Below are 20,882 nucleotides of genomic sequence, written 5' to 3'. Positions count from 1 at the left end.
GGGTCTAGGGAGGCAGAATGAAACTAGGAGTGCTTACAGCACCGTTTGCGGAGACGCCGCTTGGCGAGGTCGCCGGCTGGGCGCACTCGGCCGGCTTCGAGGCGCTGGAAATCGCCTGCTGGCCGAAGACCTCCGGCGCGACGCGGCGCTATGCCGGCACCAGCCATATCGACGCCGCCTCCACCTCGCCCGCGCAGGCCAAGGAGATCGTCGCCTCGCTGACGGAAAAGAAGCTGACGGTCTCCGGCCTCGGCTACTACCCCAACCCACTGCATCCGGACCCTGCCCATCGCGAGGCCGTCATCGGCCATCTGAAGAAGGTCATCGTGCTGGCCGCCAACATGGGCGTGCCGGTGGTCAACACCTTCTGCGGCGGCGATGCCTCGAAGACCGCGGACGTCAACTGGCAGGACGCGCTGAAAGTCTGGCCCGAGACCGTCGCCTATGCGCGCGATCACGGGGTAAAACTCGCCTTCGAGAACTGCCCGATGATCTTCAGCTATGACGAATGGCCGGGTGGGCACAACATCGCCTATTCGCCGCTGGTCTGGCGGCGCATCCTCGAAACCTGGGGCGGCGAGGTCGGCATGAATTTCGACCCCTCGCACCTGGTCTGGCAAATGATCGACCAGGGCCGCTTCATCAAGGAGTTCGGCCCCTACATGCTGCATGTCCACGCCAAGGATTTGATGATCGATCATGATGGTTTGTATGAGCGCGGGATTCTTTCCGCCGGGATAGGCTGGCAGGTGCCGCGCATGCCGGGATTGGGCGATGTCGACTGGAGCGGCTTCTTCTCCGGCCTCTACCGCGCCGGCTATGACGGCTCGGTCATCATCGAACATGAGGACAGGCGGTTTGAAGGCAACGACGATGCAGTGAAGCGGGGCTTCCTGCTCGCCTGCGACGTGCTGCGCCCCTTCGTCAAATGACGAGGTGAATGACTTGGTCCGATCCTGCCGAAGGGTCTGGCCCTGAGACGAAAAACAACAATGTGGAGGAGTACTGACATGAAGAAAATACTGACCATGGTCCCGTTGCTTGCGGGCGCTGCCTTGCTGGCGTCGATGGGCGTGTCGTCGGCCGAAGCCAAATATACGATCGGCATTTCCAACACCGTGCAGGGCAATGGCTGGCGCGAGGAAATGGTCTGCGCCATGAAGGCGCAGGCGCTGGCTTCGGGCGAAGTGACGAAGCTCAACATCGCCCACCGCAACACCGATGCCGCCGGCCAGCTCGAAGACATCCGCAATCTGATCAGCGCCAAGGTCGACGCCATAGTCGTCAACCCCGCTGATCCCGCCGGCATCAAGGCGGGCCTGGAAGAAGCCACCAAAGCCGGCATCGTCGTCGTTGCCGTCGACCAGGCGGTGACCGAACCGTCGGCCTACATCATCTCCAACAACCAGGAACAGTATGCCTATCTCGGCGCCAAATGGCTGTTCCAGCAGATGGGCGGCAAGGGCGAAGTGTTCTACATGCGCGGTGCCGCCGGCGCCTCGGCCGATAGCGATCGCGACAAAGGCTTCAAGAAGGCGCTGGCCGAAAACCCCGGCGTGAAGGTGGCGCAGGAAGTCTTCACCGGCTGGCAGCAAGATCAGGCCAAGCAGCAGATGCTGTCGTTCCTGGCCACCGGCACGCCGTTCAACGGCGTGTGGACGTCGGGCATCGACAACGTCATCGTCGACGCGCTGGTCGAATCGCAGGCGCCGCTGGTACCGGTGGTCGGCGCCGACAATGCCGGCTTCGTCGGCCAGCTGAGCTCGGTGAAAGGTCTCGTCGGTGCAGCCGTCACCAACCCCGGCTCGATCGGCGGCGCGGGCGTGACGCTGGCGCTGCAGATCCTCGACGGCAAGAAGCCGGCGCAGCAGACCGTGCTGGTCGACCCGCAGCTGTGGGACAACGCCACCGACGAAGGCAAGGCCAAGCTGAAGGCAGCCGCCGACCCGTCGCTCAGCCCGGAATGGCCGGTCTCGATCTCGATCCCGGAGTGGACGACCTACACGAAGGAGCAGATCGTGGCCTGCAAGGGGCCGGGGGAGTAAGCCTGGTTTGAATGAACTGGCGAGGACGGCGAACGGCCGTCCTCGTCACACAGACTAGCGCTCTACGGCGCCCCCTCTGTCCTGCCGGACATCTCCCCCACAGGTGGGGAGATTGGCTGTCATCTCGGCTTTCGCTAATTTTCTAGGTCGCAAGACGAGGGGCGGCGCCGGAACTGCCAATCTCCCCCCAAGTGGGGGAGATGTCCGGCAGGACAGAGGGGGGCGCCGTAGAGTGCCAGCAAGAGAATTTCTGAGCGGACATCGATTTGACCACCAGCCCCCTCCTCGACGCCACCGGCGTCGCCAAGAACTACGGCGCGGTTGCAGCGCTTCGCAACGCGTCGCTCTCCGTGCTGCCGGGCGAGGTCCACGCGCTGATGGGCGCCAATGGCGCCGGCAAGTCGACGCTGGTGAAGATCCTGACAGGCGCCATTCCGGCGAACGCCGGCCGCATCCTGATCCGCGGCGAAGCGCGCGACATTCGCTCGCCCGCCGCCGCGCGCCGCGCCGGGCTGCTGCCGGTCTACCAGGAGCCGTCGCTAATCCCCGATCTCGACGTTCTCTCCAATCTCAGGCTCACCGGCACGCCGGTCGAGCCGTTCCGCGCCTGGGTGCGCGAGCTCGGCATTCTTGACCTCGATCTGCGCGACACCGCGCGCGACATTCCGCTGGCCGTGCTGCGCGTGCTCGACCTGGCGCGGGCGCTCGCCGTCGAGCCCGACGTGCTGCTGCTTGACGAGATGACGGCGGCCCTGCCCGCCAACCTCGCCGAAAAGGTGCTGGAAGTGGTGCGCCGCCAGGGCGATTCAGGCCGCGCCGTGATCTTCATCTCGCACCGCTTCGTCGAAATCTCCGCACTATGCGACCGCGCCACCGTGCTGCGCGACGGCGAGACCGTCGGCGTCGTCGACATCGTGCCGGGCGTGGAAGAAAAGATCGTCGAGCTGATGCTCGGCACCCGCGTCGTGAAAACCCATGTCGCTGCCCGCAGTGCCGCCGAGAAGGCCGCGCCCGCAGCTGCCCGGCCGCGCATCTCCGTGCGCAATCTCCGCGTCGGTGCCAAGCTCAGTGACGTCTCCTTCGATCTCGCCGACGGCGAGGTGGCCGGCGTCGTCGCGCTCGAAGGCCAGGGCCAGGACGAGTTGTTCGCCGCCCTTGCCGGCTCGATCCGGCCCTCCGGCGGCACGATCGAAGTCGATGGCCAGCCGGTGAAATTCGCCCATCCGATCGACGCCATCCGCGCCGGCATTGCCTATGTGCCGGGCGACCGCTCGGAAGCGCTCGCCATGCAGCGCTCGGTGCGTGAAAACATCGCCCTGCCCTTCAGTGCCGCGCTGCGCAACTGGGGCCCGATCAACAGGCGCCGCGAACGCACGACCGTGCTCAGCGCCATCGAGCGGCTGCAGATCGACACCCGTGCACAAGGCGAAGTGCAGCGCCTGTCCGGCGGCAATCAGCAGAAGGTGACCATCGCCCGCTGGATCGCGGCGGATGCCCGCACCATCCTGTGCTTCGACCCGACGCGCGGCATCGATGTCGGCACCAAGCAGGAGATCTACAAGCTGCTGCGCGAACTCGCCGGCAACGGTAAGTCGGTGCTGTTCTACACCTCGGAACTCGAAGAGGTGCAGCGCGTCTGCGACCGCGTCATCGTCATCTTCGGCGGCCGCCTCGTCGACATTTTTCCGGTCGAGGAGGCCGACGAGCCGGCGCTGATGCGCGCCGCCTACGGCCTGCCGCGCGGCGCCAAGGCCGATATCGGCATATTGGCTGATCCGACCGCGAACACTTCGGCTTCGCCGGAGGCCGCGCCATGAGCCATTTCCTGCGCCGCCAAGGCTGGGTCGTCGGCCTGTTCGCCCTGCTCATCGTCCTGTTCATCGCCACCAGGATCATCCAGCCGGCCTATGGCAGCAATGATTTCGGCTCGCTCGCCCGAGCCGTTCTGCCCTATGCCTTCGCAGTCGCCGCGCAGACCGTCGTCGTCATCGCCGGCGGCATTGACCTGTCGGTCGCCGCCATGATGGCGCTGACCAGCGTCACCGCGGCGTCGATGATGAATGGCGCGAGCGAGGAATACGCGCTGTTCGTGGTGCCCTTCGTGCTCGCCATGGGTTTCGTGCTCGGCGCGCTCAACGGCCTGCTCATCGTCGTCACCCGCGTGCCCGACATTGTCGTGACGCTGGCCATGCTGTTCGTGCTGCAGGGTGCCGCCCTGCTGGTACTCGACGCGCCGGGCGGCGGCATCGCCGAATGGCTGAAGGCGCTGATCTCTGGCACCGTACCGATCCCCGGCCTGCCCGACGCCATAGACGCCTGGCTGCCCAAGGCGCTGCTGGTGCTGATCGTGTGCCTCTGCGTCATCTGGATACCGCTGCGGCGCTCGCGCCTCGGCCTCTCCATCTACGCCATCGGCTCTAGCGAACTGGCGGCGTTCCGCTCCGGCGTGCCGGTCAAGCGCACTCGCATCATCGCCTATGCGCTGTCCGGCCTGTTCGCCGCCTTTGGCGGCCTGGCGCTGACCATGAGCACCGGCATCGGCGCCCCCATCCCCGGCCCCTATCTGCTCGCCAGCGTCGCCGCCGTGGTGCTGGGCGGCGTCGCGCTCGGCGGCGGCAAGGGCGGCCTGCTCGGCCCGATCGTCGCCGTCTTCGTGTTGAGGCTGGTGCGCACCGACCTGACGCTGCTCGCCATCGACCCGAATGTCACCGCGATTATTGAAGGGCTGATCATGGTGGCGGTGGTGATGTTCGGGGCGTTTATCACCATGCGGGGGCGGCAATGATGGGTGTGCTGTCGCAGAGAGACGTCGGCGTTCCTTCGCGCCCCCCTCTGTCCTGCCGGACATCTCCCCCACAAGGGGGGAGATCAGCTGTCATCGCCGCTTTCGCCAGCCTTCAACGTTGCAAAAAGGAGCGAGGCGCTGGAGCTGCCAATCTCCCCACAAGTGGGGGAGATGGCCGGCAGGCCAGAGGGGGGCGCCGTAGAGCGCCATCCTCGCAGCACACAACACCAAGAGCCGCCCCATGAGCACCACCGCCATCACCCCGGTCCCCTTCGGCCGCCGCATAAAGCGCTTCATGGCCGATCGCCCGCTCATCCCGCTGATCGTCCTGCTCGCCATCCTGGTTATAATCCTGCAGGTCCTGCGCCCCGGCATCGTCAACGAGCGCTGGATCGCCAACACCATCAAATTCGCCATCCCGCTGGCGATCCTCTCGGGATGCCAGACCATAACCATGCTGACCGGCGGCATCGACCTGTCGGTCGGCACGGTGGCGACGATGAGCGCCTTCATCATGGCCACGCAAGTGGTCAACCAGGATCCGGCGGTGGCGTTCCTCCTGGCGATGATGCCGGCGGTGCTGATCGGCCTCGTCAATGGCATCGGCGTCGGCGTCTTCCGCGTCCACCCGCTGATCATGACGCTGGGCACCAGCCTGATCGGCACCGGCTGCCTGCAGGTCTACCAGCGCACGGTGATCGCCTCGGGCGCAAAAATCCCCGACTTCCTGGCTTGGCTCGGCACCGGCGTGACATGGGGCTTCCCCAACGCGCTGCTTTTGTTCGTGCCGCTCGCCGCCCTCATCGTCTTCACGCTCGCCCGCACCGGCTTCGGCCGCCTGCTCTACGCCGTCGGCGACAATGAGCGCGCGACCCGCCTGTCGGGCGTGCAATACTGGCAGGTCATCACCGCGCTCTACGTCACCTCCAGCGTGCTCGCCGGCATCACCGGCCTGCTCTATATCGGCTTGATCAAGGCGCCGTCGCTGTCGCTCGCCGAACCGCTGGTGCTGCCCTCGGTCGCCGCCGCCGTCATCGGCGGCACCTCCATCTTCGGCGGCCGCGGCGGCTACACCGGCACCATCATCGGCGCCCTGATCCTGACCGTGCTGACAACACTGCTGACCATCCTGCAGATGCCGGAGGGGGCACGGCGGATCTTGTTCGGGCTGATCGTGCTGTTCGTGACGGCGGCGTATTTGCGGATTGTGGAGGAGCGGTAGGGGCTGGCGCCCGACGCTGCATTGGGCGAAGCTTCCCCATCCAAAGTTCAGGCCAAGCGCACGGGAGCAAGTTCCCCCTCACCCGGATTGCCAACCGAATTGCGAAGGGCAATTCGGGGCAATCCGACCTCTCCCCGAGGGGAGAGGAGGGCGCCAGCGTCAACGCCAGCCTCTTCTCCCCAGCGGGGAGAAGGTGGCCGCGAAGCGGCCGGATGAGGGGGCTGGCGCAGCCATAGGCGATTATCATCGCACCAGACGAGCTTACCCCACCGAGAACGCGAGGGAGCGCCCCCTACTTCAACGAAATCGCCATCCCGCTCAAATCCGCATTCACCTGCAGCCCCACCTGCCGGCCCGTAAGCTCGAGCTGGGCGCCCTTGTCGTTGGTCATGACGATCACCTGCGCCCCCTTGCCGAGCGCGCCGCCACCGCCGGCCGCGCCATAAACCCCGGTCGCATCCCGCACCCTGCGGATATGGCGCACGGTGCCCCGGAAATAGGTCTTGGAAACCCCGAAGGCGAAGCCGCCCGAAACGCCGCCGATCGTGATGGGATAGGAGCGGCCGTGGAAGGTCAGCGTCCCCTCGCCGCCGGAACCGCCGACGAAGAAGGCCGCCTTGTAGACGGCAAAGCGGATCGTGCCGCTATCGGCATGCGCGGCGCTGGCAGCGCTGACGGACACAGTTGTGATGGCCGCAACCGCGAGCGAACGAAAGCTGGACGAGATGGTCATGGTGGGAGCTCCTCAAGTGCGCCGCTTGCCCAACCGGCAGGGCTCGTCGGCGTCGTAACAAACTTGAACAGTTCAGGCCGGATTTGGTTCCAGTGAGAGGCCGGTGGGTCCAGGCGCAAAGCCGGTGGGGAGAGCGGAGGAGCGCTTCATACTGGCGCTGCCAACGCCTCGGGGCAAGGGCTATCGCATATGAGCTTTTAAGAAGAGGACCCCCACTCTAACTTGCCGGGGCGAGCCACGGGTTTCGCCCGTCCTTCGGACCCCACAAGGCGAAGGGAACGCTGCCGCATGCCCAGCCCTTTTTTAAGTCGACCTAGACGGCTTTGCGGAAATCAGCGCCAACCTAGTCTCCCTCCCCTTGTGGGGAGGGATTGAGGGTGGGGGTACTCGTAGGGTGCAAGCCTCCGCTATGGTTCCTGTGCAAACCAAATCCTAGCCCTACGGATATTTCCCCGGCTTTGGTGCGTAGATTTGCGGATCGAAGTCCAGATCCTTCGGCAGCGGCAAGCTCGAGCACTGCAGATGCATCTGGCGCGCCAAGAGTCTGCGCTGCTTCTGCTCGTTCTCCTTGATGGCCGCCACGAGACCCATGCTGTAGGGTCCCAGCACGACGCCGGCGGCCCATCCCGGATGCTCCTTCTCGCTTTGGTCGTAATTCAAGGCATCCGTGCGGGCCTGCTGGCATTCCGGCGTCGCCCACTTCGGGTCTTGGGTCGAGAGCGAGGCTCCATACTGGACCGGAGACGATACGCACCCTGCCACTGTCGAAGTCAACGCGACGACCATTGCAATTCTCATCCGCAAGCCCCTCCTAATGTAGGAGGCGACTACAAGACGATTCCAGCGGGAAAAAGGCAGCTTCAGGATGCGGATTTTGCAGGGCCGCTCACCCCAGCAGGTTGCGCGCCGTGCGCATGAAGATCTTCGAGCCGATCGGGATCAGATCGTCGGGAAAATCATAGTCGGGATTGTGCAATGACGGGGTGCGCTCGCCCGCGCCGAGGAAGAACATCGCCGACTTCGCCTTGTGGCCGAAAATGCCGAAATCCTCCGAGGCGCGCATCGGCAGGGCTTCCTCGCTGCGCGGCACACCCTCTTCGTCCAACGCGCGGTTGAGATGCTCCACCGCATCGGGCGCGTTGACGCTGGCGACGAAAATCTCATGATAATCGCAGTGCACGGAAAGACGGTGCTCGGCCGCGATCCTGGTGGCCAACGCTTCCGCCGCCGCGACCAGTTCCGCCATGCGCTCGTCGCGCCTTGTACGCAGCGTCGCCCACACCTCGGCGTATCCGGGCGCGATGCCGAACACGGCCTCGCCCATCGTCGCATGGGTGACGGTCACCATCCTGAAATCCTCATCGGCGAAAGTGCCGCGCCCGAGTGCCGGAAGCGCCGGCATCAGCTGGCTGATCGCCGGCATCGGCGACACGCCGGTTTCGGGCATGGAGGAATGCGCGGTCTTGCCTTCCAGCACGATACGGATGCCGCGCGAGGCGCAGTTGACGACGCCGGGCTTGAGGCGAACCTCGCCGAACGGCACGCCCGGCAGATTGTGCAGGGAGAAAGCAAAATCCGGCGCGATCTCGCCAAAGCGTGGATCGGCGACGACGCCGGCCGCACCATTGCCGGTCTCCTCCGCCGGCTGGAACATCAAGACGACGCGGCCGCGCGCCGGCCGTTCTCGTCCGAGCTGGCGGCCGAGTGCGGCCAGGATCGCGGTGTGGCCGTCATGGCCGCACATATGCGATTTTCCCGGCACCTGCGAGGCATGCTCGACCCCCGAAAGCTCCTCGATCGGCAGCGCATCGATCTCCGAGCGGAACAGCACCGTCGGTCCCGCCTGGCCGCTGTCATAGACCGCCGCCACGCCATGACCGCCGAGGCCGGTCAGCACCTTGTCCGGCCCTGTATCGGCGAGGAAGCTCACGACTTCCTTGGCGGTCTGTTCTTCCTCGTTGGAGATTTCAGGTCGCTGGTGCAGCTTGCGGCGCCATGCCGTCAGCTCGATGATATCGCGATTGGTCAGGGTCATGGCTTGGGCTCCGCTTTGGTGCTGCAGGTTACACAAACACGATAGGGTTTTTCTCACGCCGTGCCATACTGATCAATTCCACTAGCCCATCGGCAAATTCCCGAACCCATGGGTCGGTGCTGGATTCGATTAGTCGCAATTCGCGCTCAAGCTCGCCGAAGCTCGGCTCCTCGATGACGTCTCCAACACCGCTGGCTGAAAGGAGGACCATCCGTTCCAGCGCTGACCCTTCGCCGAGAAGACCGGCAATCAGCCCCCCGAGCGCCGCAATGTGGGCTATGTTTCCGACACGCCAGTCACGCGTTGTGACATCGTCCCAGGTGAGAGTCACGTCTTCGGGATGGATCACCTCGCATTCGCCGTTTTCCGGATCCCGCTGAAAGCGATAGCCGGGGAATTCCCGCTCCATGGTCGAAACGCTTTTAAAAACCGCCAAGTCGAGACCCATGCTCCCTCCCGCCTAACCGAAGGTCATCCTTACATTCGGCTCCAACAATCGGTCAAAGCTCTTTTGGACCTATTCTCGAAACATTGGAGAAGAGATGGCCGACCGGTTGCACACTAAGGTCGTCAATCTCATCTCCGACATCTGGCGGCCAATCCTGAGGGGCATGGTGCTCGAGTCCGTGCCAATCTTCAGCAACTAGGCTCCATCCACCCGAAGGAACGGTTTCGGAGCAACAATGGCCAGGCGGTTTGCGTTTCTCTTGGTTCGCGACTTCACGCTGTCGCCGCTGTCGCTGTTCATCGACACGCTGCGGCTCGCCGGCGATGAAGGCGACCGCAGCCGCCGGATCGAGTTCGACTGGGAGATCCTCGGCGAGCGTGGCCTGCCGATCCGGGCGAGTTGCGGTGTCGAGTTGCTGCCGACCAAGGCGATCGGCAATCCGCAGGAGTTCGACAATGTCGTCGTGGTCGGCGGCCTGCTCGACACCAACCGCAGCCTCAGCTCCGAAAAGGAGGCCTTCCTGTTGCGGGCGGCCGAAAAGAGCGTGCCGCTGACGGCACTCTGCACCGGCAGCTTCGTGCTCGCGCGCTACGGTCTGCTCGATGGCTACAGTGCTTCCGTCAGCTGGTTTCACATCAAGGATTTCCGCAGCCAATTCCCTGATGTGAACGCCCATGCCGACAGCCTGTTTTCCGTCGATAGGGGCCGCTCGACCTGCGCCGGAGGCACGGGTGCGGCCGACCTTGCCGGCCATTTCGTGTCGCAGTTCATCGGCCGCAAGGCTGCGGAAAAAGCCGCCAAGATCCTCGTGCTCGACCGCATCCGCTCGAGCTTGGATGTGCAGCCCGTCGGCGACCTCTTTCCCGCGGCCTCGAGCCGCGCGGTGAAACGGGCGCTGCTTCTGATGGAAAGCAATCTCCAGGAGACGCTGTCGATCGCCGAGATCGCGGGCCGGTTGCATTTATCCCGGCGCCAGCTTGAGCGGCTGTTCGGCGCCGAGCTCGGCATCGGCCCGATGGCCGCCTATCTTGCGCTGCGCGTGCATCAGGCCAAGTCGCTGCTGGAGGGGAGCGACTTGGCGATCGGCGACATCGCCTACCGCTGCGGTTTTCCCAATGCCGGCCATTTCAGCCGTGTCTTCCGCCAGCAGACCGGTATCACGCCGACCCATCTCAGGCATCCGAACCGAATGTCCGGTGGGACACCCTCGCCTATCGCTCCGTGAACGCCCGCGCGAACGAGTCCAGCATCGGCCGCGCCAGATATTCGAGGAAGGTTCGGTCGCCGGTGCTGATAAACGCCTCGACCGGCGTTCCTGGGTAAAGCTGCTCGGCTTTCACGCCCTGCGGCAGCGTGTCGGTGATCTTCAGCCTGGCGCGGAAATACGCCTCATGCGTGGTTTCATCGATCAGCCGGTCGGCGGAAATTTGCGTCACCGTAGCCGGGACCTCAGGGGTGAGGCGCGCGTTCAGGGCGGACAGCCTGAGCTTCGCCGGCTGGCCGACGCGAACCAGATCCACGTCCTTCGGCCGCAGCTTCGCGTCGACGATGAGGCCCGACGCGGTCGGCAGGATCTCCATGATCTTCTGCCCCGGCGCAATCACGCTGCCTTTGGAGTTGTAGGTCGACGATACTACTATGCCGGCTGCCGGCGCCTTGATCGTCGTGCGCCCCAGCACCGCCTCGGCTGCGGTGATCTGTTCGCCGATGTCGGCCAGGCTGGTGCGGACCTCGTCGAGCTTGGTCAGCGCGTCCTCGACGCGTTGCGTCGTCGCGCGCTCGACCTGCGCCTGGGCTTCGACGATCTGCGTCTTGGTCGCTGCGATATCCGCCTCCAGCGCGCCGGCCTGGCCGACCAGATCGGCCTCGCTGCGCAGAAGCTGCGAATATTCGCTGCGGTTGGTGAGACCCTTGTCGAGCAGGCCGGTCTTGATGCCGAGTTCCTTCTTCACGATCTCGGCCTGTTGCTGGATGGCGAGTTTCTGCGCCTCCAGTCCCAGCGCCGACTCACGATGCATGGCGACGCGCTGCGCCAGGATCGACTGCTCGGAGCGGAACCGGGCGAGCCTGGCCTCGAACTCCTTCTGCTGTTCGTGCACCAGATTGTCGAAATCGCGCTGGAACGGCGCGGGTGCTGCTTCGGCGATCGGCGCCAGCCTGTCCGATCCGTCGCGCTCGGCCTCAAGTCGCGCGGCACTTGCCCTGAGCGCGATCGTCTGTCTGGTCAGCCGGTTGAGGTCGGTCTCGGCCGCCCTGCGGTCGAGCAGGACCAGCGGTTCGCCTTGTTGCACGCGGTCGCCTTCATGCACCAGCAACTGCTCGATGATGCCGCCCTCGGGGTGCTGGATGAGGATGTTGCCGCCCGTCGCCGAGATCGTGCCGGAGGTGATCACCGCGCCGGAGAGCGGCGCGTTCGCCGCCCAATAGCCGAAGCAGCCGACGAAGAGCGCTATGGCCACGTAGCCGACGACGGCCATGCGGCGGAAGTCGGTGCGCGGTCGACCTTCGAAGGCGAGGCTCTGCTGCATCATCGTCTATGACCCGAAGCGGACGCTGTGCGGGCGCACGGTCGGCACGAACGAGCCTGTCACCACCGCGCTCCCGGCCTTGCCGGCCGCCGGTTGCCTCAGCACCTCGCTCGCAGGGCCGAAAGCTTCGACCATGCCGTTGCGCAGGACCATGACGCGGTCGCAGGCCGCGGCGATCGAAGGGCGATGCGTGATGACGACTGTCGTGACGCTTACACTTCGCGCGGCCGAAAGCATCCCTTCGAGCGCCGCCTCCCCACTGCCGTCGAGATGGGCGTTGGGCTCGTCCAGCACCAGCATGCGTGGCTTGCCGTAGAAGGCGCGCGCCAGCCCTATCCGCTGGCGCTCGCCGCCCGACAGCACGGTATGCGACGGGCCTATCATGGTCTGATAGCCGTCGCGCAGCGTGAGAATCAGCTCATGCGCCTCGGCGCGCCTGGCCGCTTCGACGATCGCGGCGTCATCGGCGTCGGGTTCGAAGCGGGCGACATTTTGCGCGATCGATCCCGGGAAAAGCTCCACCTCCTGCGCGAGATAGCCGATATGCCTGCCAAGCTGGGTTTCGTCCCAGCTCCTCAGGTCGGCGCCGTCGACCCTGACCGCGCCGCCGGTCGGCTGCAGCGCGCCCACAAGCAATTTCGCCAGCGTCGATTTGCCGGCCCCGCTCGGGCCGACGATCGCCACCGCTTCGCCGGCGCCGATGGCAAAATTCAACCGCTTGAGGATGGGCTCCGTGCCGAAAGCCGCAGTCGGCGCGATGAAGAACAGATCCTGCACCGAAATCGCGCCCAATGGATCGGGCAGTGCGAGCTTGCGCCCCTGCGCTGGTTGCGCCGCAAGGGCGGTGTCCAGCCGCTTCCAGCATCGCTTGGCGTCGACGATCTGCCGCCAGGATCCGATCAGCTGGTCGAGCGGCTGCAGCGCGCGCGACGACACCAGCGACGAAGCGAAGATCATGCCGGCGGTCATCTGCCCTTGTAGCACCAGCCACGCGCCGGCGCCGAGGATCGCCAGTTGCAGCATCATGCGCAGCGCCCGCGACGTCGCGCTGAAGATCGCATTGGCGCTTCCGGAACGGTCATGCAGGGTCAGCGCCTCAGCAACGTGTTGTCCCCAGACCGCGGCGGCATTTTGCACCATGCCCATGGCGCGCAGCGTGTCGGTGTTGCGGGCGAAGGCCTGTTCCGCCTGGCTGGCCACCGCCGAGCGTTCCGCCGACATGGCATCGTTCCTGCCGATGGCAAGCTGGTTGGCCACGACCAAGAGAAACAGCAGCACGGCGCCGGCGAGCGTCAGCCAGAACAGGACGGGATGGATGAAATAGAGCAAGGCCAGGAAGACGGGCGCAAACGGCAGGTCGAACAACACCGCCACGCCGCGCGACCTGATGAAGTCGCAAGTCGTGGCAAGGTCGTTCAGCGGCGACAGCCCGCTGCCGGCATGTCTGGCGCCAAGCGAGGCGGCGAATGTCCGCGCGCCCAGTTTCAGGTCGACGGTGGCCGCAACACGTTGCGCGTAGATGGCGCGGACTGCGTCCAGCAGGCCGAGGAAGGCGAGCGCGAGGACCGCCATGGCCGAGAGATAAAGCAGCGTCTCGACGCTGGAGGACGGCAACACCCGGTCATAGACCTGCAGCAGATAGAGCGGGATCACCAGGAGCAGGATGTTGATCAGCAACGAAAAGATGCCGATATCGGCGATGCCGCGCAGGAAAACCGGGCGCAGGCCGATGGCCGCATCCCTGAGTGGCGCGCGGTCCCGTGACATCTAGACCGCGTGCTCGGCTGTCGTGCTCAGATGGCTCTGCTGCAAATCGTTCAGCGTATAGGCGTGGATATAGTCGATCTTCATTTGCGCGGGCGTCGCCAGATGGTCGGGCGGCGCGCCGGCTTGACCGCCGACCGCAAGGTCGACCAGCATATACATGGGCTTGTTCATATCGGACGGCGTCGCCGCTTCCGCGACCTGGACGCCATCATAGGTCCAGACCAGCTTGTCCGGCGTCCACAACAGGCCATAGGTGTGATAGCCGTCGGTGTTGGAGACATTCACCGTCGACCCGACCGTGGTGTGGGTTCCCGTCTCATTTGTGTGCGCGGTCATGAGAAGCGCATTCGGGTTCTGCCCATACATTTCGATCACGTCGAGTTCCGGGGGCCATGAACCGTCTTCGGGCAGAAGCCAGAAGGCCGGCCACGCGCCGGCATTTTCCGGGAGATCGGCCCGCATTTCGAAATAGCCATAGGTCTGCGAGAAGGTGTCGTGCGTCGTCAGTATGCCGGAAGTGTATTCGTAATTGTTGATCAGCGGCTTGATGTCGTCGGGCGCATGCGCCGCGGTTATGGTGAGCACGCCGCTTGCGACGCTGAACGGATGGACCGAGCTGGTCGGCGCATAATTGGCGTCGATATACCATTGCAGCTCGCCGTTCTGGGGCTGCGAGCTGCCGTTCTGCGCCCCCCACCAGAAATTGGAATCCCAGATGCCGCTCTGGCCGTTCCACAGGCTCAGCGTGTTGAAATCGTCGTTGAAGGACAGCGTCATGCCGGTCTTGTCGATCGGCAGCTCGAACTGGCCGGGCTGAAACTTGTCGATCGTGGTGTTGTGGAACACCAGCACCTCGCTCGAGCCGAGGTTCAGCTGCACGTTCGATCCCACCTGGACCATATTGGCGTGGACGGCCTCGAACGAGGTGAAGGCATAGCCGTTGAGGCGCACCGTGTCGGTCGCGCCGAAATCGGAGAAAAGGTCGCTGCCATTGCCCTTGGTGATGATGAAGGTGTCGGCGCCGGCGCCGCCGATCAGCACGTCATTGCCCTTGCCGCCGTCCAGCGTCTGGCTGCCAGCGCCGCCCGTTATGATGTTGTCCTGAGCATTGCCAAAGGCATAGTGGCCGTCGCCGGTGACGACGAGGTTCTCGAAATTGGCGGGCAGCTTGTAGCTCATCCAGGTATCGATCGTGTCGACGCCCGCGCCGTAGTTTTCGACCGCTTTGTTGATCGTCGAATAGAGATGGTAATAGTCGTCGCCCGCGCCGCCATACATGGTGACCTTGACGTTGGTGTCGCCCCAGAAGGAATCGTTGCCCGAGGTGCCGTAGCGGTAAGACGCGCCTCCAGTCGCCGAGAACCAATGGGTGGAAGCGCCGGTATAGGGAAGTGGAATGCCTTTGGCGTTGAGGACTGTGGTCATTCCGACACTCCTTGCGCGTGCTGCCTTGGTCGTTCGACAACCTTCGAGCAACCATTTCGGATCAACTTTTAAATTGATCCATCGTTCCAGGGAATCATCCTATAGTACACGAAGAAGATCGTCGCCCATCATTTAATAAATAATGCCGAAGGCGTTAAGCTGATCCTAATACAACTTTGTAGGAGAGACTTACAATTTTAATAAATTGTGAGATCCGCGCCGAAAGGTTAGGCAACCTGTCAATGAGCATGCAATTTGACGCGACACGACCGCCTGCCTGAGGCGGCGACTCGAAGTCGCGGGCAGATGGCTGCCGGCAAAGGGCTCAAGAAAATTTGACAGGCTATGTCGGACCGGGTGAGGTTCACCCGTCCTTGGGGCATCGAACAACGAAACCACAAAGGATACCGAAGAGATGCCAAGTACCGTACGTTTGCACCGCGTTCTGACGACCAGCCCGGAGAAGGTCTACCGCGCATTCACAGAAGCCGACGCGCTGGCGAAATGGCTTCCGCCGAACGGCTTCACTTGCACGGTACACAGCTTCGACGCGAAAGTCGGTGGCGCCTTCAAGATGTCGTTCCGAAACTTCACAACGGGCGGCAGCCATTCCTTCGGCGGCGAATATCTCGAACTCGTTCCCGGCGAGCGCCTGCGCTACACCGACAGGTTCGACGACCCCAATTTGCCCGGCCAGATCGAAGTGACCGTGCTCCTGAAGAAAGTGTCGGTCGGCACGGAACTCGACATCACGCAGGCCGGCATTCCGGACGTTATTCCGGCCGAAGCCTGCTATCTCGGCTGGCAGGAGTCGCTGCGCAATCTGGCAAAGCTCGTCGAACCCGAGATCAATCAGTAGAGCCCATCGGATCGGCGGCGCCGCCCAGCCAGTCCGCGCCGCCGACAATGCCGAGCCGAGGACTCATCCCTCACGGCCCGGTGCAGATCGGCAACGGTTGTGGCGGCGGTGGCGGGTTGTCCTTGGCGTATTGCGCGATGATCGGCTCAAGGCTCTTTCGCGGCCAGAATTTCGGCTTGCCGATCTCCTTCAGGCAGGACGCATTCCAATAGGCGCCCGATTTACCAACGGCGGTGATGTCGCGCGATTCCGGGTATATATAGAGCGTCGTCGGATTGCCCTTCACCATCGAAATGATCTGGTCGGCGTCGGACGGCGACCAGCTGGTGCAGCCATTGCTGCGGCCGCCGGCATAATCCACCAGCTTGCCGTATGGCACGAAGCCGTCATGGTCGGCATAGGAGCTGTTCGGGTTCTTGCGCAGGCACATGCCGCGCAACAGCCGCGCCGCGTGGCCACCGATCACCCGCTGCCTGGCATTCGCCGTCTCCCCCTCACCGTCGAACTGGATGAAGGTGCGCAGCAGCGCCTGGTCCTTTTTTGCGCCGATGCGGTAAAAACCCTTGAATGAGGTCTTTGCCTCGCCGGTCATATAGGCGCCACCGGTCGTCAAGGACGAGTCCAGGGCATTGCCGAAGTTTTTCGCGCAGCGTTTGCCGTTGGAGAAATCGACCACGCCTTTCAAATTGCGGCCGCCGCCATGGCCCGACGAGATCGCCCTGAACGACTGCTTGGCCTCGCAAATGACGTAGTAGCGCCGCCCTAGCACGCCATTGCCGAGATCGCCGGGGCGCGTTGCATCCATGGCGAAATAGCACCCATTGTGGACCGCGCCTTGCGCGACCTTTTTCAGGTAAAGCGCGCGCGCCCGCTCCAGCACCACTTGCGAAATCTCGCCGTCGTCATTGCCGACATGGGCCTGCAGCCAGGCCGGTATATCGGAGGACGCGGCAAAAGACCGGGCAGACACCGTCAAGGCGATGCCGGCGATGGCGAGGAGGCCAAAGACAAAGACAGCCAGAGATTTCAACCGCACCGGACAACCCTCCCGCCCGAACCGTTCTGCGATTCTCGGAAACCCATCATAAATCGTCGCGCGCCGATCGGCGAAACACATCATATTCAGAACCGCGCAAGCAAGTCAGGTAGCTGCCTGTTCGCCTTTCAGAGCGCCAGGCTGCCCTGTTCCGCCTCCGCGGCATTGGGGTCGCCCGGCGCCGTCGCCCAGGCGAGCTCGACCAGCGTCACCGTGCGGCGGCCGGTGCCGTCGAGCTGGCAGACGATGAGGCCCTGCTCCTCGATATAGGTGAGCAGCCGCCGGGCGCGCCGCAGCGAATGCGAGCCGTAGGCGCGCGCGATCGCCGCGTCACTCGGGCACGGCCAGCCCTCCTTGGCGGCGCGGGCGATCATCATGAACACGCCCTGCATGTCCTCGGGCAGCAGCGAGGCGCGCACGGAAACGTCCTGCCAGGCGTCATCGCCTGCCATGTCTGCGCCGAGCCCGGCGCGGGCACGCGTCAGCATGCGACGGAATTCTGAGAGGTCCGGCACCACCGAAGCGAGGCCTTCGATGCGGCAGCGGACGACGAACTCCTGATAAAGCACGCCGATGACGCGGAAACCCGCATCGGGCTGCGCTAGGATGGCGCGCAGGACACGGTCCACCCGCTCTCGCCGCTCGGCCATATCCTCGGCGCTTACCGCCGGTTCCGCAGGTTCCGGGCGGATCTCCATCGCCGCCGATTTGGCCGCCATCAGCTGGTCGAGCAGCTCCGGCGACGCCATCCGGCGCGGCGCGCGCATCGTCTCGGGCGGCGGCGCCGCCAGGATGATGGCGCGCGCGTCTTCAAGCGCTGTTTCCGGCATTGCCATCAGCCGCGGCGTACCGTTGCGCGGGCTGGTCTCGGTCTGGCCGATGCGCACGCCCAGCGGACGGCGCGACAGCGCTGGGCCCAACGCCATGAAGTGCCCGCGCTCCAGGTCTCGAAACGCCTCGGCCTGACGCCGTTCCATGCCCAGAAGGTCGGCGGCGCGCGCCATGTCGATATCGAGGAAGGTACGGCCCATGAGGAAATTGGACGCCTCCGCCGCGACATTCTTGGCGAGCTTTGCCAGCCGCTGCGTGGCGATGATGCCGGCAAGGCCGCGCTTGCGGCCGCGGCACATCAAATTGGTCATGGCGCCGAGCGAGAGCTTTCGCGCCTCGTCGGACACTTCGCCGGCCACGGCGGGCGCGAACAGCTGCGCTTCGTCGACCACCACCAGCATCGGATACCAATGCTCGCGGGCAACCTCGAACAACCCGCCGAGAAAGGCAGCGGCGCGCCGCATCTGGTTCTCGGCATCGAGCCCTTCGAGATTGAGCACCGTGGAGACGCGGTGGATGCGCGCCCGCTCGCCGGCTGCTTGCAGGCCACGCTCCGTATGCTCCTCGGCATCGATGACCAGATGGCCGTAATGGTCGCCCAGCGAGACGAAATCGCCTTCCGGGTCGATGATGGTCTGCTGCACCCAGGGCGCGCTCTGCTCCAGGAGCCGGCGCAAAAGGTGCGATTTGCCGGAGCCGGAATTGCCTTGCACCAGAAGCCGGGTCGCCAGCAGCTCCTCAAGGTCGAGCGCCGCCGGCGCACCCGCCGTCGTCTGTCCCATCTCGATGGCTACGGTCATGTCACGACTCTCCTTGCGGACAGGGCTTATCAACCCGGCCGCGAGCCGTCGAGCGCGCCATGGCAACTCGCCCGCTGTTCCACACCTATGCTGCCAAAGCGCCACACATCAGCCCATCTGCCCAAAGGGAAGCACATCAAGCGGAGTTGACCGGCGGCAGAAGCGGCGCGTCCAGCCCGTCGAAGGGATCGCGCCAGGCATCGATGGCTTCGAGCCGGCGATACCAACCCAGAACAGAGGGATAGTCCGCCAGCGGCAGGCCGGCTGCATCGTTGAACGGCAAAAACGTCGCCATACGGAAATCGGCATAGGAGAGCGACTTGCCCACAAGCCATGGCCGCTTGGCGAGCTCCGCCTCGAGAATCGCTGCCGCGATGCGGAACTCCGCCAGCCCCTCCTCGACCTTGCCCTGGTCGACGGGCCCAATCCCGTAGCGCTGCTTGGTTCCGCGCTCGAAATGCACGATGTCGCAGGCCCGGACGAAATTCTCCTTGCCCCAGCTCAGCCAGCGGATCATGTCGGGTTGGTCATCGCCGCCGCGCCAGAAATCCGAACCCGCTTCGCGCGACAGAAGGCAGGCTATGGCGTCTGCTTCCCACAGGCTGCCGCCCGGCCATGCCAATATCGGCAGGGTAAGATTGGGATTGAGCTGACGAAACCGCTCAGCCTGCCCGGGCGCCATGGGTGCCGCAAACTCACACTCGACCTTGGCCTGCAGATGACGTGCAGTTGCAACCGCGAGGCGCGGATTGGGATTGCGGCTGAAGTACAGTTTCATGTCCCGTCCTGGACGCTGTGGGCTCGATCCTATCAAACACGCAAACGTGCCCTCCAGGCAATCTGGTCGGACCACGATTCCGCTGGCACACGCCGTCGTTCGGCGTATTATTTCCTTCGGGAGAGGGTTCTTGGCAGGAGGAAGCCATGAACGTAGTGCCGAGCGTACCTGTCATCGACGTGACAACCCAGAACCTTGTTTCCTCTGCGCTTTCCAGATTCCGCGCCGGCGATACCGTCTCGACCAGGGCGGCGCTCGACGCCATCCGCCGCATGGATCCAACCTGTGTCGACAGCGACGACGATCTCGTCGAACTCGTCGTCATGGCGGCAATTGGTAAGACCATGGCGGTTGTGTTCGACCACCGCTCCCGCTAGCCCTGTTGGACGAACCTGTCCCGTTCAACTCGCTTGAGCTCGAGTGGGTTCGGTTGGCGAGCTTTTACAGCTGCAGCCCGGAAGCGGACGTCTTCGTGCGCGAAGGCCGGCAATAGCATAAGCGGGTAAACCTCAGATCCCCAAGGGATGTGGCATGTAGCCGACGAAGCCGCCGATCTTCCAGTGGCCCGCCACCTTCCTGCAAAAATACAGCGTCTGCCATTTCAGCTTGTCGACGCTGCCATCGGCCTTGGCCACCGAGCCGTTGAACTTCTTGTGCAGCACGGCGCGGTCGCCATCGACATCGATGTCGCGCATGTTGGTGACGCGAAACAGCGCCTCGCGCAGCGGCTCGGCGAATCTGGCCGCCGCCGTCTCCTTGGCCTGGCGCAGCCATTCGTCGCGATAGACGGCAAGGCTCGGGAATTGCAGACGCCAGGCGTCGGCATCGCTGAGGAAATGCGCATGCATGCCGAAGAAGCTGTCGGCGAGGAAATCATCCTCGACCATCGACCAGTCCTGACCGATAAAGGCGTCGATGTCGCGCCGCACCAACATTTCCCAGAGCGCGTGGCGATCGGCATCGCCCTCTGGAAACGGGTTCTTGTCGAAGGTCATTGAAATCTCCTGTCGGGAAAATGCGACGCGCAAGATGCTGGCGAGCCTGCGATAAAGCAACACGCGTTTGGAAAAATGCTGCTTTCCAAAAAGCCCCCTATGAGGATCACCGGGACAGGCGTAGAGCGGTCGTCGAAAACGGGGCGCGGACCGCCATTCTGAACAGGAGTTTCCTTTGCCTAAAGAGTGTTTTGGAACATCCCACGTGCCGCTGTCGCCGGCCGTGCGCGCCGGGGATTTCGTCTACATCTCAGGCCAGGTGCCGGTCGACAGCGACCGCATCGTGGTCAAGGGCGGCATCACCGAGCAGACCGAGCAGGTGCTGCAGAATGTGAAGGCGGCACTCGCGCTGGCCGGTTGCACCATGGACGATGTCGTCAAGACCACGGTCTGGCTCGAGGACGCGCGCGACTTCGGCGCCTTCAATGCCGTCTACGCCAAGCACTTCCCGAAGAATCCGCCGGCCCGCACCACGGTCGAATCGCGGCTGATGATCGACATCAAGATCGAGGTCGAAGCCGTCGCCTACCGGCCGGTTTGACCAGCCGGGGCATGATCCCGAAAAGTGGAGACGGGGTTTTCTCGGACAAACGGA

General features: G+C 64.3%; 20 protein-coding genes. 9 read left to right on the top strand and 11 right to left on the bottom strand.

Going from position 1 to position 20,882, the window contains the following annotated elements; all coding sequences use genetic code 11:
• Window positions 1-17: 17 nt before the first annotated feature.
• The 5 genes from NKH54_RS01200 to NKH54_RS01180 all read left to right on the top strand — a co-directional run bounded on the left by NKH54_RS01200 (window position 18) and on the right by NKH54_RS01180 (window position 6,052).
• A complete protein-coding gene (locus NKH54_RS01200; RefSeq protein WP_353027594.1) occupies window positions 18-932 on the top strand; it encodes a sugar phosphate isomerase/epimerase family protein in 915 nt (304 codons plus the stop codon).
• Between the two features lie 78 nt (window positions 933-1,010).
• Window positions 1,011-2,045, top strand: a complete 1,035-nt coding sequence (locus tag NKH54_RS01195) for an ABC transporter substrate-binding protein (RefSeq protein WP_023704174.1) — start codon at window positions 1,011-1,013, stop codon at window positions 2,043-2,045.
• 266 nt (window positions 2,046-2,311) lie between these two features.
• Window positions 2,312-3,862 (top strand): sugar ABC transporter ATP-binding protein, encoded by a 1,551-nt coding sequence (locus tag NKH54_RS01190; RefSeq protein WP_353027593.1) that lies wholly within the window; start codon window positions 2,312-2,314, stop codon window positions 3,860-3,862.
• A complete protein-coding gene (locus NKH54_RS01185) occupies window positions 3,859-4,830 on the top strand; it encodes an ABC transporter permease (RefSeq protein ID WP_023669686.1) in 972 nt (323 codons plus the stop codon). The genes NKH54_RS01190 and NKH54_RS01185 overlap by 4 nt, the downstream gene beginning before the upstream one ends.
• A gap of 241 nt (window positions 4,831-5,071) precedes the next feature.
• Window positions 5,072-6,052: an ABC transporter permease gene (locus NKH54_RS01180; protein ID WP_023704177.1), complete on the top strand. Its 981-nt coding sequence runs from the start codon at window positions 5,072-5,074 to the stop codon at window positions 6,050-6,052.
• Between the two features lie 292 nt (window positions 6,053-6,344).
• On the opposite strand, the gene NKH54_RS01175 is transcribed toward NKH54_RS01180, so the two are convergent.
• From NKH54_RS01175 to NKH54_RS01160, 4 genes are all read right to left on the bottom strand, one after another.
• Window positions 6,345-6,785, bottom strand: coding sequence for a lipid-binding SYLF domain-containing protein (locus NKH54_RS01175; RefSeq protein ID WP_023686526.1), 441 nt, complete (start codon window positions 6,783-6,785; stop codon window positions 6,345-6,347).
• Between the two features lie 438 nt (window positions 6,786-7,223).
• Complete coding sequence (locus NKH54_RS01170) at window positions 7,224-7,583, bottom strand: hypothetical protein (protein WP_353027592.1); 360 nt, start codon at window positions 7,581-7,583, stop codon at window positions 7,224-7,226.
• Between the two features lie 88 nt (window positions 7,584-7,671).
• A complete protein-coding gene (locus tag NKH54_RS01165; protein WP_353027591.1) occupies window positions 7,672-8,820 on the bottom strand; it encodes an amidohydrolase in 1,149 nt (382 codons plus the stop codon).
• A 28-nt stretch (window positions 8,821-8,848) separates the two neighbouring features.
• A complete protein-coding gene (locus NKH54_RS01160; protein WP_353027590.1) occupies window positions 8,849-9,268 on the bottom strand; it encodes a hypothetical protein in 420 nt (139 codons plus the stop codon).
• Between the two features lie 235 nt (window positions 9,269-9,503).
• Between NKH54_RS01160 and NKH54_RS01155 the strand changes: the two genes are divergently transcribed.
• Window positions 9,504-10,493 (top strand): GlxA family transcriptional regulator, encoded by a 990-nt coding sequence (locus tag NKH54_RS01155; protein WP_353027589.1) that lies wholly within the window; start codon window positions 9,504-9,506, stop codon window positions 10,491-10,493.
• Here the strand turns inward: NKH54_RS01155 and NKH54_RS01150 are convergent.
• Genes NKH54_RS01150 through eglC form a run of 3 tightly spaced genes read right to left on the bottom strand, consistent with a single transcriptional unit; the run spans window position 10,480 to window position 14,988 of the window.
• Complete coding sequence (locus NKH54_RS01150) at window positions 10,480-11,799, bottom strand: HlyD family type I secretion periplasmic adaptor subunit (protein WP_353027588.1); 1,320 nt, start codon at window positions 11,797-11,799, stop codon at window positions 10,480-10,482. The two genes, NKH54_RS01155 and NKH54_RS01150, sit on opposite strands and share 14 nt — an antisense overlap.
• Before the next feature lie 3 nt (window positions 11,800-11,802).
• Complete coding sequence (locus NKH54_RS01145; RefSeq protein ID WP_353027587.1) at window positions 11,803-13,563, bottom strand: type I secretion system permease/ATPase; 1,761 nt, start codon at window positions 13,561-13,563, stop codon at window positions 11,803-11,805.
• Window positions 13,564-14,988 carry an endo-1,3-1,4-beta-glycanase EglC gene (eglC, locus tag NKH54_RS01140; RefSeq protein ID WP_353027586.1) on the bottom strand — a complete coding sequence of 475 codons (1,425 nt, stop codon included), beginning with the start codon at window positions 14,986-14,988 and terminating at the stop codon, window positions 13,564-13,566.
• Window positions 14,989-15,403: 415 nt separating this feature from the next.
• Between eglC and NKH54_RS01135 the strand changes: the two genes are divergently transcribed.
• A complete protein-coding gene (locus tag NKH54_RS01135) occupies window positions 15,404-15,847 on the top strand; it encodes an SRPBCC family protein (protein ID WP_023683102.1) in 444 nt (147 codons plus the stop codon).
• 70 nt (window positions 15,848-15,917) lie between these two features.
• On the opposite strand, the gene NKH54_RS01130 is transcribed toward NKH54_RS01135, so the two are convergent.
• The 3 genes from NKH54_RS01130 to NKH54_RS01120 form a co-directional block, all read right to left on the bottom strand.
• Window positions 15,918-16,883, bottom strand: coding sequence for a hypothetical protein (locus NKH54_RS01130; protein WP_353027585.1), 966 nt, complete (start codon window positions 16,881-16,883; stop codon window positions 15,918-15,920).
• Window positions 16,884-17,011: 128 nt separating this feature from the next.
• Window positions 17,012-18,514, bottom strand: a complete 1,503-nt coding sequence (locus NKH54_RS01125; RefSeq protein WP_023691930.1) for a helicase HerA domain-containing protein — start codon at window positions 18,512-18,514, stop codon at window positions 17,012-17,014.
• 136 nt (window positions 18,515-18,650) lie between these two features.
• Window positions 18,651-19,292 carry a glutathione S-transferase family protein gene (locus NKH54_RS01120; protein WP_023700072.1) on the bottom strand — a complete coding sequence of 214 codons (642 nt, stop codon included), beginning with the start codon at window positions 19,290-19,292 and terminating at the stop codon, window positions 18,651-18,653.
• 146 nt (window positions 19,293-19,438) lie between these two features.
• Here NKH54_RS01120 and NKH54_RS01115 point away from each other — a divergent pair, with 146 nt between their 5' ends.
• Entirely contained in the window at window positions 19,439-19,669 is a 231-nt protein-coding gene (locus NKH54_RS01115; protein ID WP_023669703.1) for a hypothetical protein, read from the top strand.
• 132 nt (window positions 19,670-19,801) lie between these two features.
• On the opposite strand, the gene NKH54_RS01110 is transcribed toward NKH54_RS01115, so the two are convergent.
• Complete coding sequence (locus NKH54_RS01110) at window positions 19,802-20,287, bottom strand: hypothetical protein (RefSeq protein WP_023669704.1); 486 nt, start codon at window positions 20,285-20,287, stop codon at window positions 19,802-19,804.
• Between the two features lie 175 nt (window positions 20,288-20,462).
• On the opposite strand from NKH54_RS01110, the gene NKH54_RS01105 reads away from it, so the two are divergent.
• Complete coding sequence (locus NKH54_RS01105) at window positions 20,463-20,828, top strand: RidA family protein (RefSeq protein WP_023707576.1); 366 nt, start codon at window positions 20,463-20,465, stop codon at window positions 20,826-20,828.
• Window positions 20,829-20,882 lie beyond the last annotated feature (54 nt).

The organism is Mesorhizobium sp. M1004 (genome assembly GCF_040318795.1).
In the GTDB taxonomy this organism is placed as follows: domain Bacteria; phylum Pseudomonadota; class Alphaproteobacteria; order Rhizobiales; family Rhizobiaceae; genus Mesorhizobium.
Note: the sequence above shows the minus strand (reverse complement) of the source record. Positions and strands in the feature narration are given on the sequence as shown.

Excerpts from the sequence above, each read along its gene's own strand:
- NKH54_RS01200 (WP_353027594.1), top strand. The coding sequence starts at position 18 with ATGAAACTAGGAGTGCTTACAGCACCGTTTGCGGAGACGCCGCTTGGC.
- NKH54_RS01195 (WP_023704174.1), top strand. The coding sequence starts at position 1,011 with ATGAAGAAAATACTGACCATGGTCCCGTTGCTTGCGGGCGCTGCCTTG.
- NKH54_RS01185 (WP_023669686.1), top strand. The coding sequence starts at position 3,859 with ATGAGCCATTTCCTGCGCCGCCAAGGCTGGGTCGTCGGCCTGTTCGCC.
- NKH54_RS01180 (WP_023704177.1), top strand. The coding sequence starts at position 5,072 with ATGAGCACCACCGCCATCACCCCGGTCCCCTTCGGCCGCCGCATAAAG.
- NKH54_RS01175 (WP_023686526.1), bottom strand. The coding sequence starts at position 6,785 with ATGACCATCTCGTCCAGCTTTCGTTCGCTCGCGGTTGCGGCCATCACA.
- NKH54_RS01170 (WP_353027592.1), bottom strand. The coding sequence starts at position 7,583 with ATGAGAATTGCAATGGTCGTCGCGTTGACTTCGACAGTGGCAGGGTGC.
- NKH54_RS01165 (WP_353027591.1), bottom strand. The coding sequence starts at position 8,820 with ATGACCCTGACCAATCGCGATATCATCGAGCTGACGGCATGGCGCCGC.
- NKH54_RS01160 (WP_353027590.1), bottom strand. The coding sequence starts at position 9,268 with ATGGGTCTCGACTTGGCGGTTTTTAAAAGCGTTTCGACCATGGAGCGG.
- NKH54_RS01155 (WP_353027589.1), top strand. The coding sequence starts at position 9,504 with ATGGCCAGGCGGTTTGCGTTTCTCTTGGTTCGCGACTTCACGCTGTCG.
- NKH54_RS01150 (WP_353027588.1), bottom strand. The coding sequence starts at position 11,799 with ATGATGCAGCAGAGCCTCGCCTTCGAAGGTCGACCGCGCACCGACTTC.
- NKH54_RS01145 (WP_353027587.1), bottom strand. The coding sequence starts at position 13,563 with ATGTCACGGGACCGCGCGCCACTCAGGGATGCGGCCATCGGCCTGCGC.
- eglC (WP_353027586.1), bottom strand. The coding sequence starts at position 14,988 with ATGACCACAGTCCTCAACGCCAAAGGCATTCCACTTCCCTATACCGGC.
- NKH54_RS01135 (WP_023683102.1), top strand. The coding sequence starts at position 15,404 with ATGCCAAGTACCGTACGTTTGCACCGCGTTCTGACGACCAGCCCGGAG.
- NKH54_RS01125 (WP_023691930.1), bottom strand. The coding sequence starts at position 18,514 with ATGACCGTAGCCATCGAGATGGGACAGACGACGGCGGGTGCGCCGGCG.
- NKH54_RS01120 (WP_023700072.1), bottom strand. The coding sequence starts at position 19,292 with ATGAAACTGTACTTCAGCCGCAATCCCAATCCGCGCCTCGCGGTTGCA.
- NKH54_RS01115 (WP_023669703.1), top strand. The coding sequence starts at position 19,439 with ATGAACGTAGTGCCGAGCGTACCTGTCATCGACGTGACAACCCAGAAC.
- NKH54_RS01110 (WP_023669704.1), bottom strand. The coding sequence starts at position 20,287 with ATGACCTTCGACAAGAACCCGTTTCCAGAGGGCGATGCCGATCGCCAC.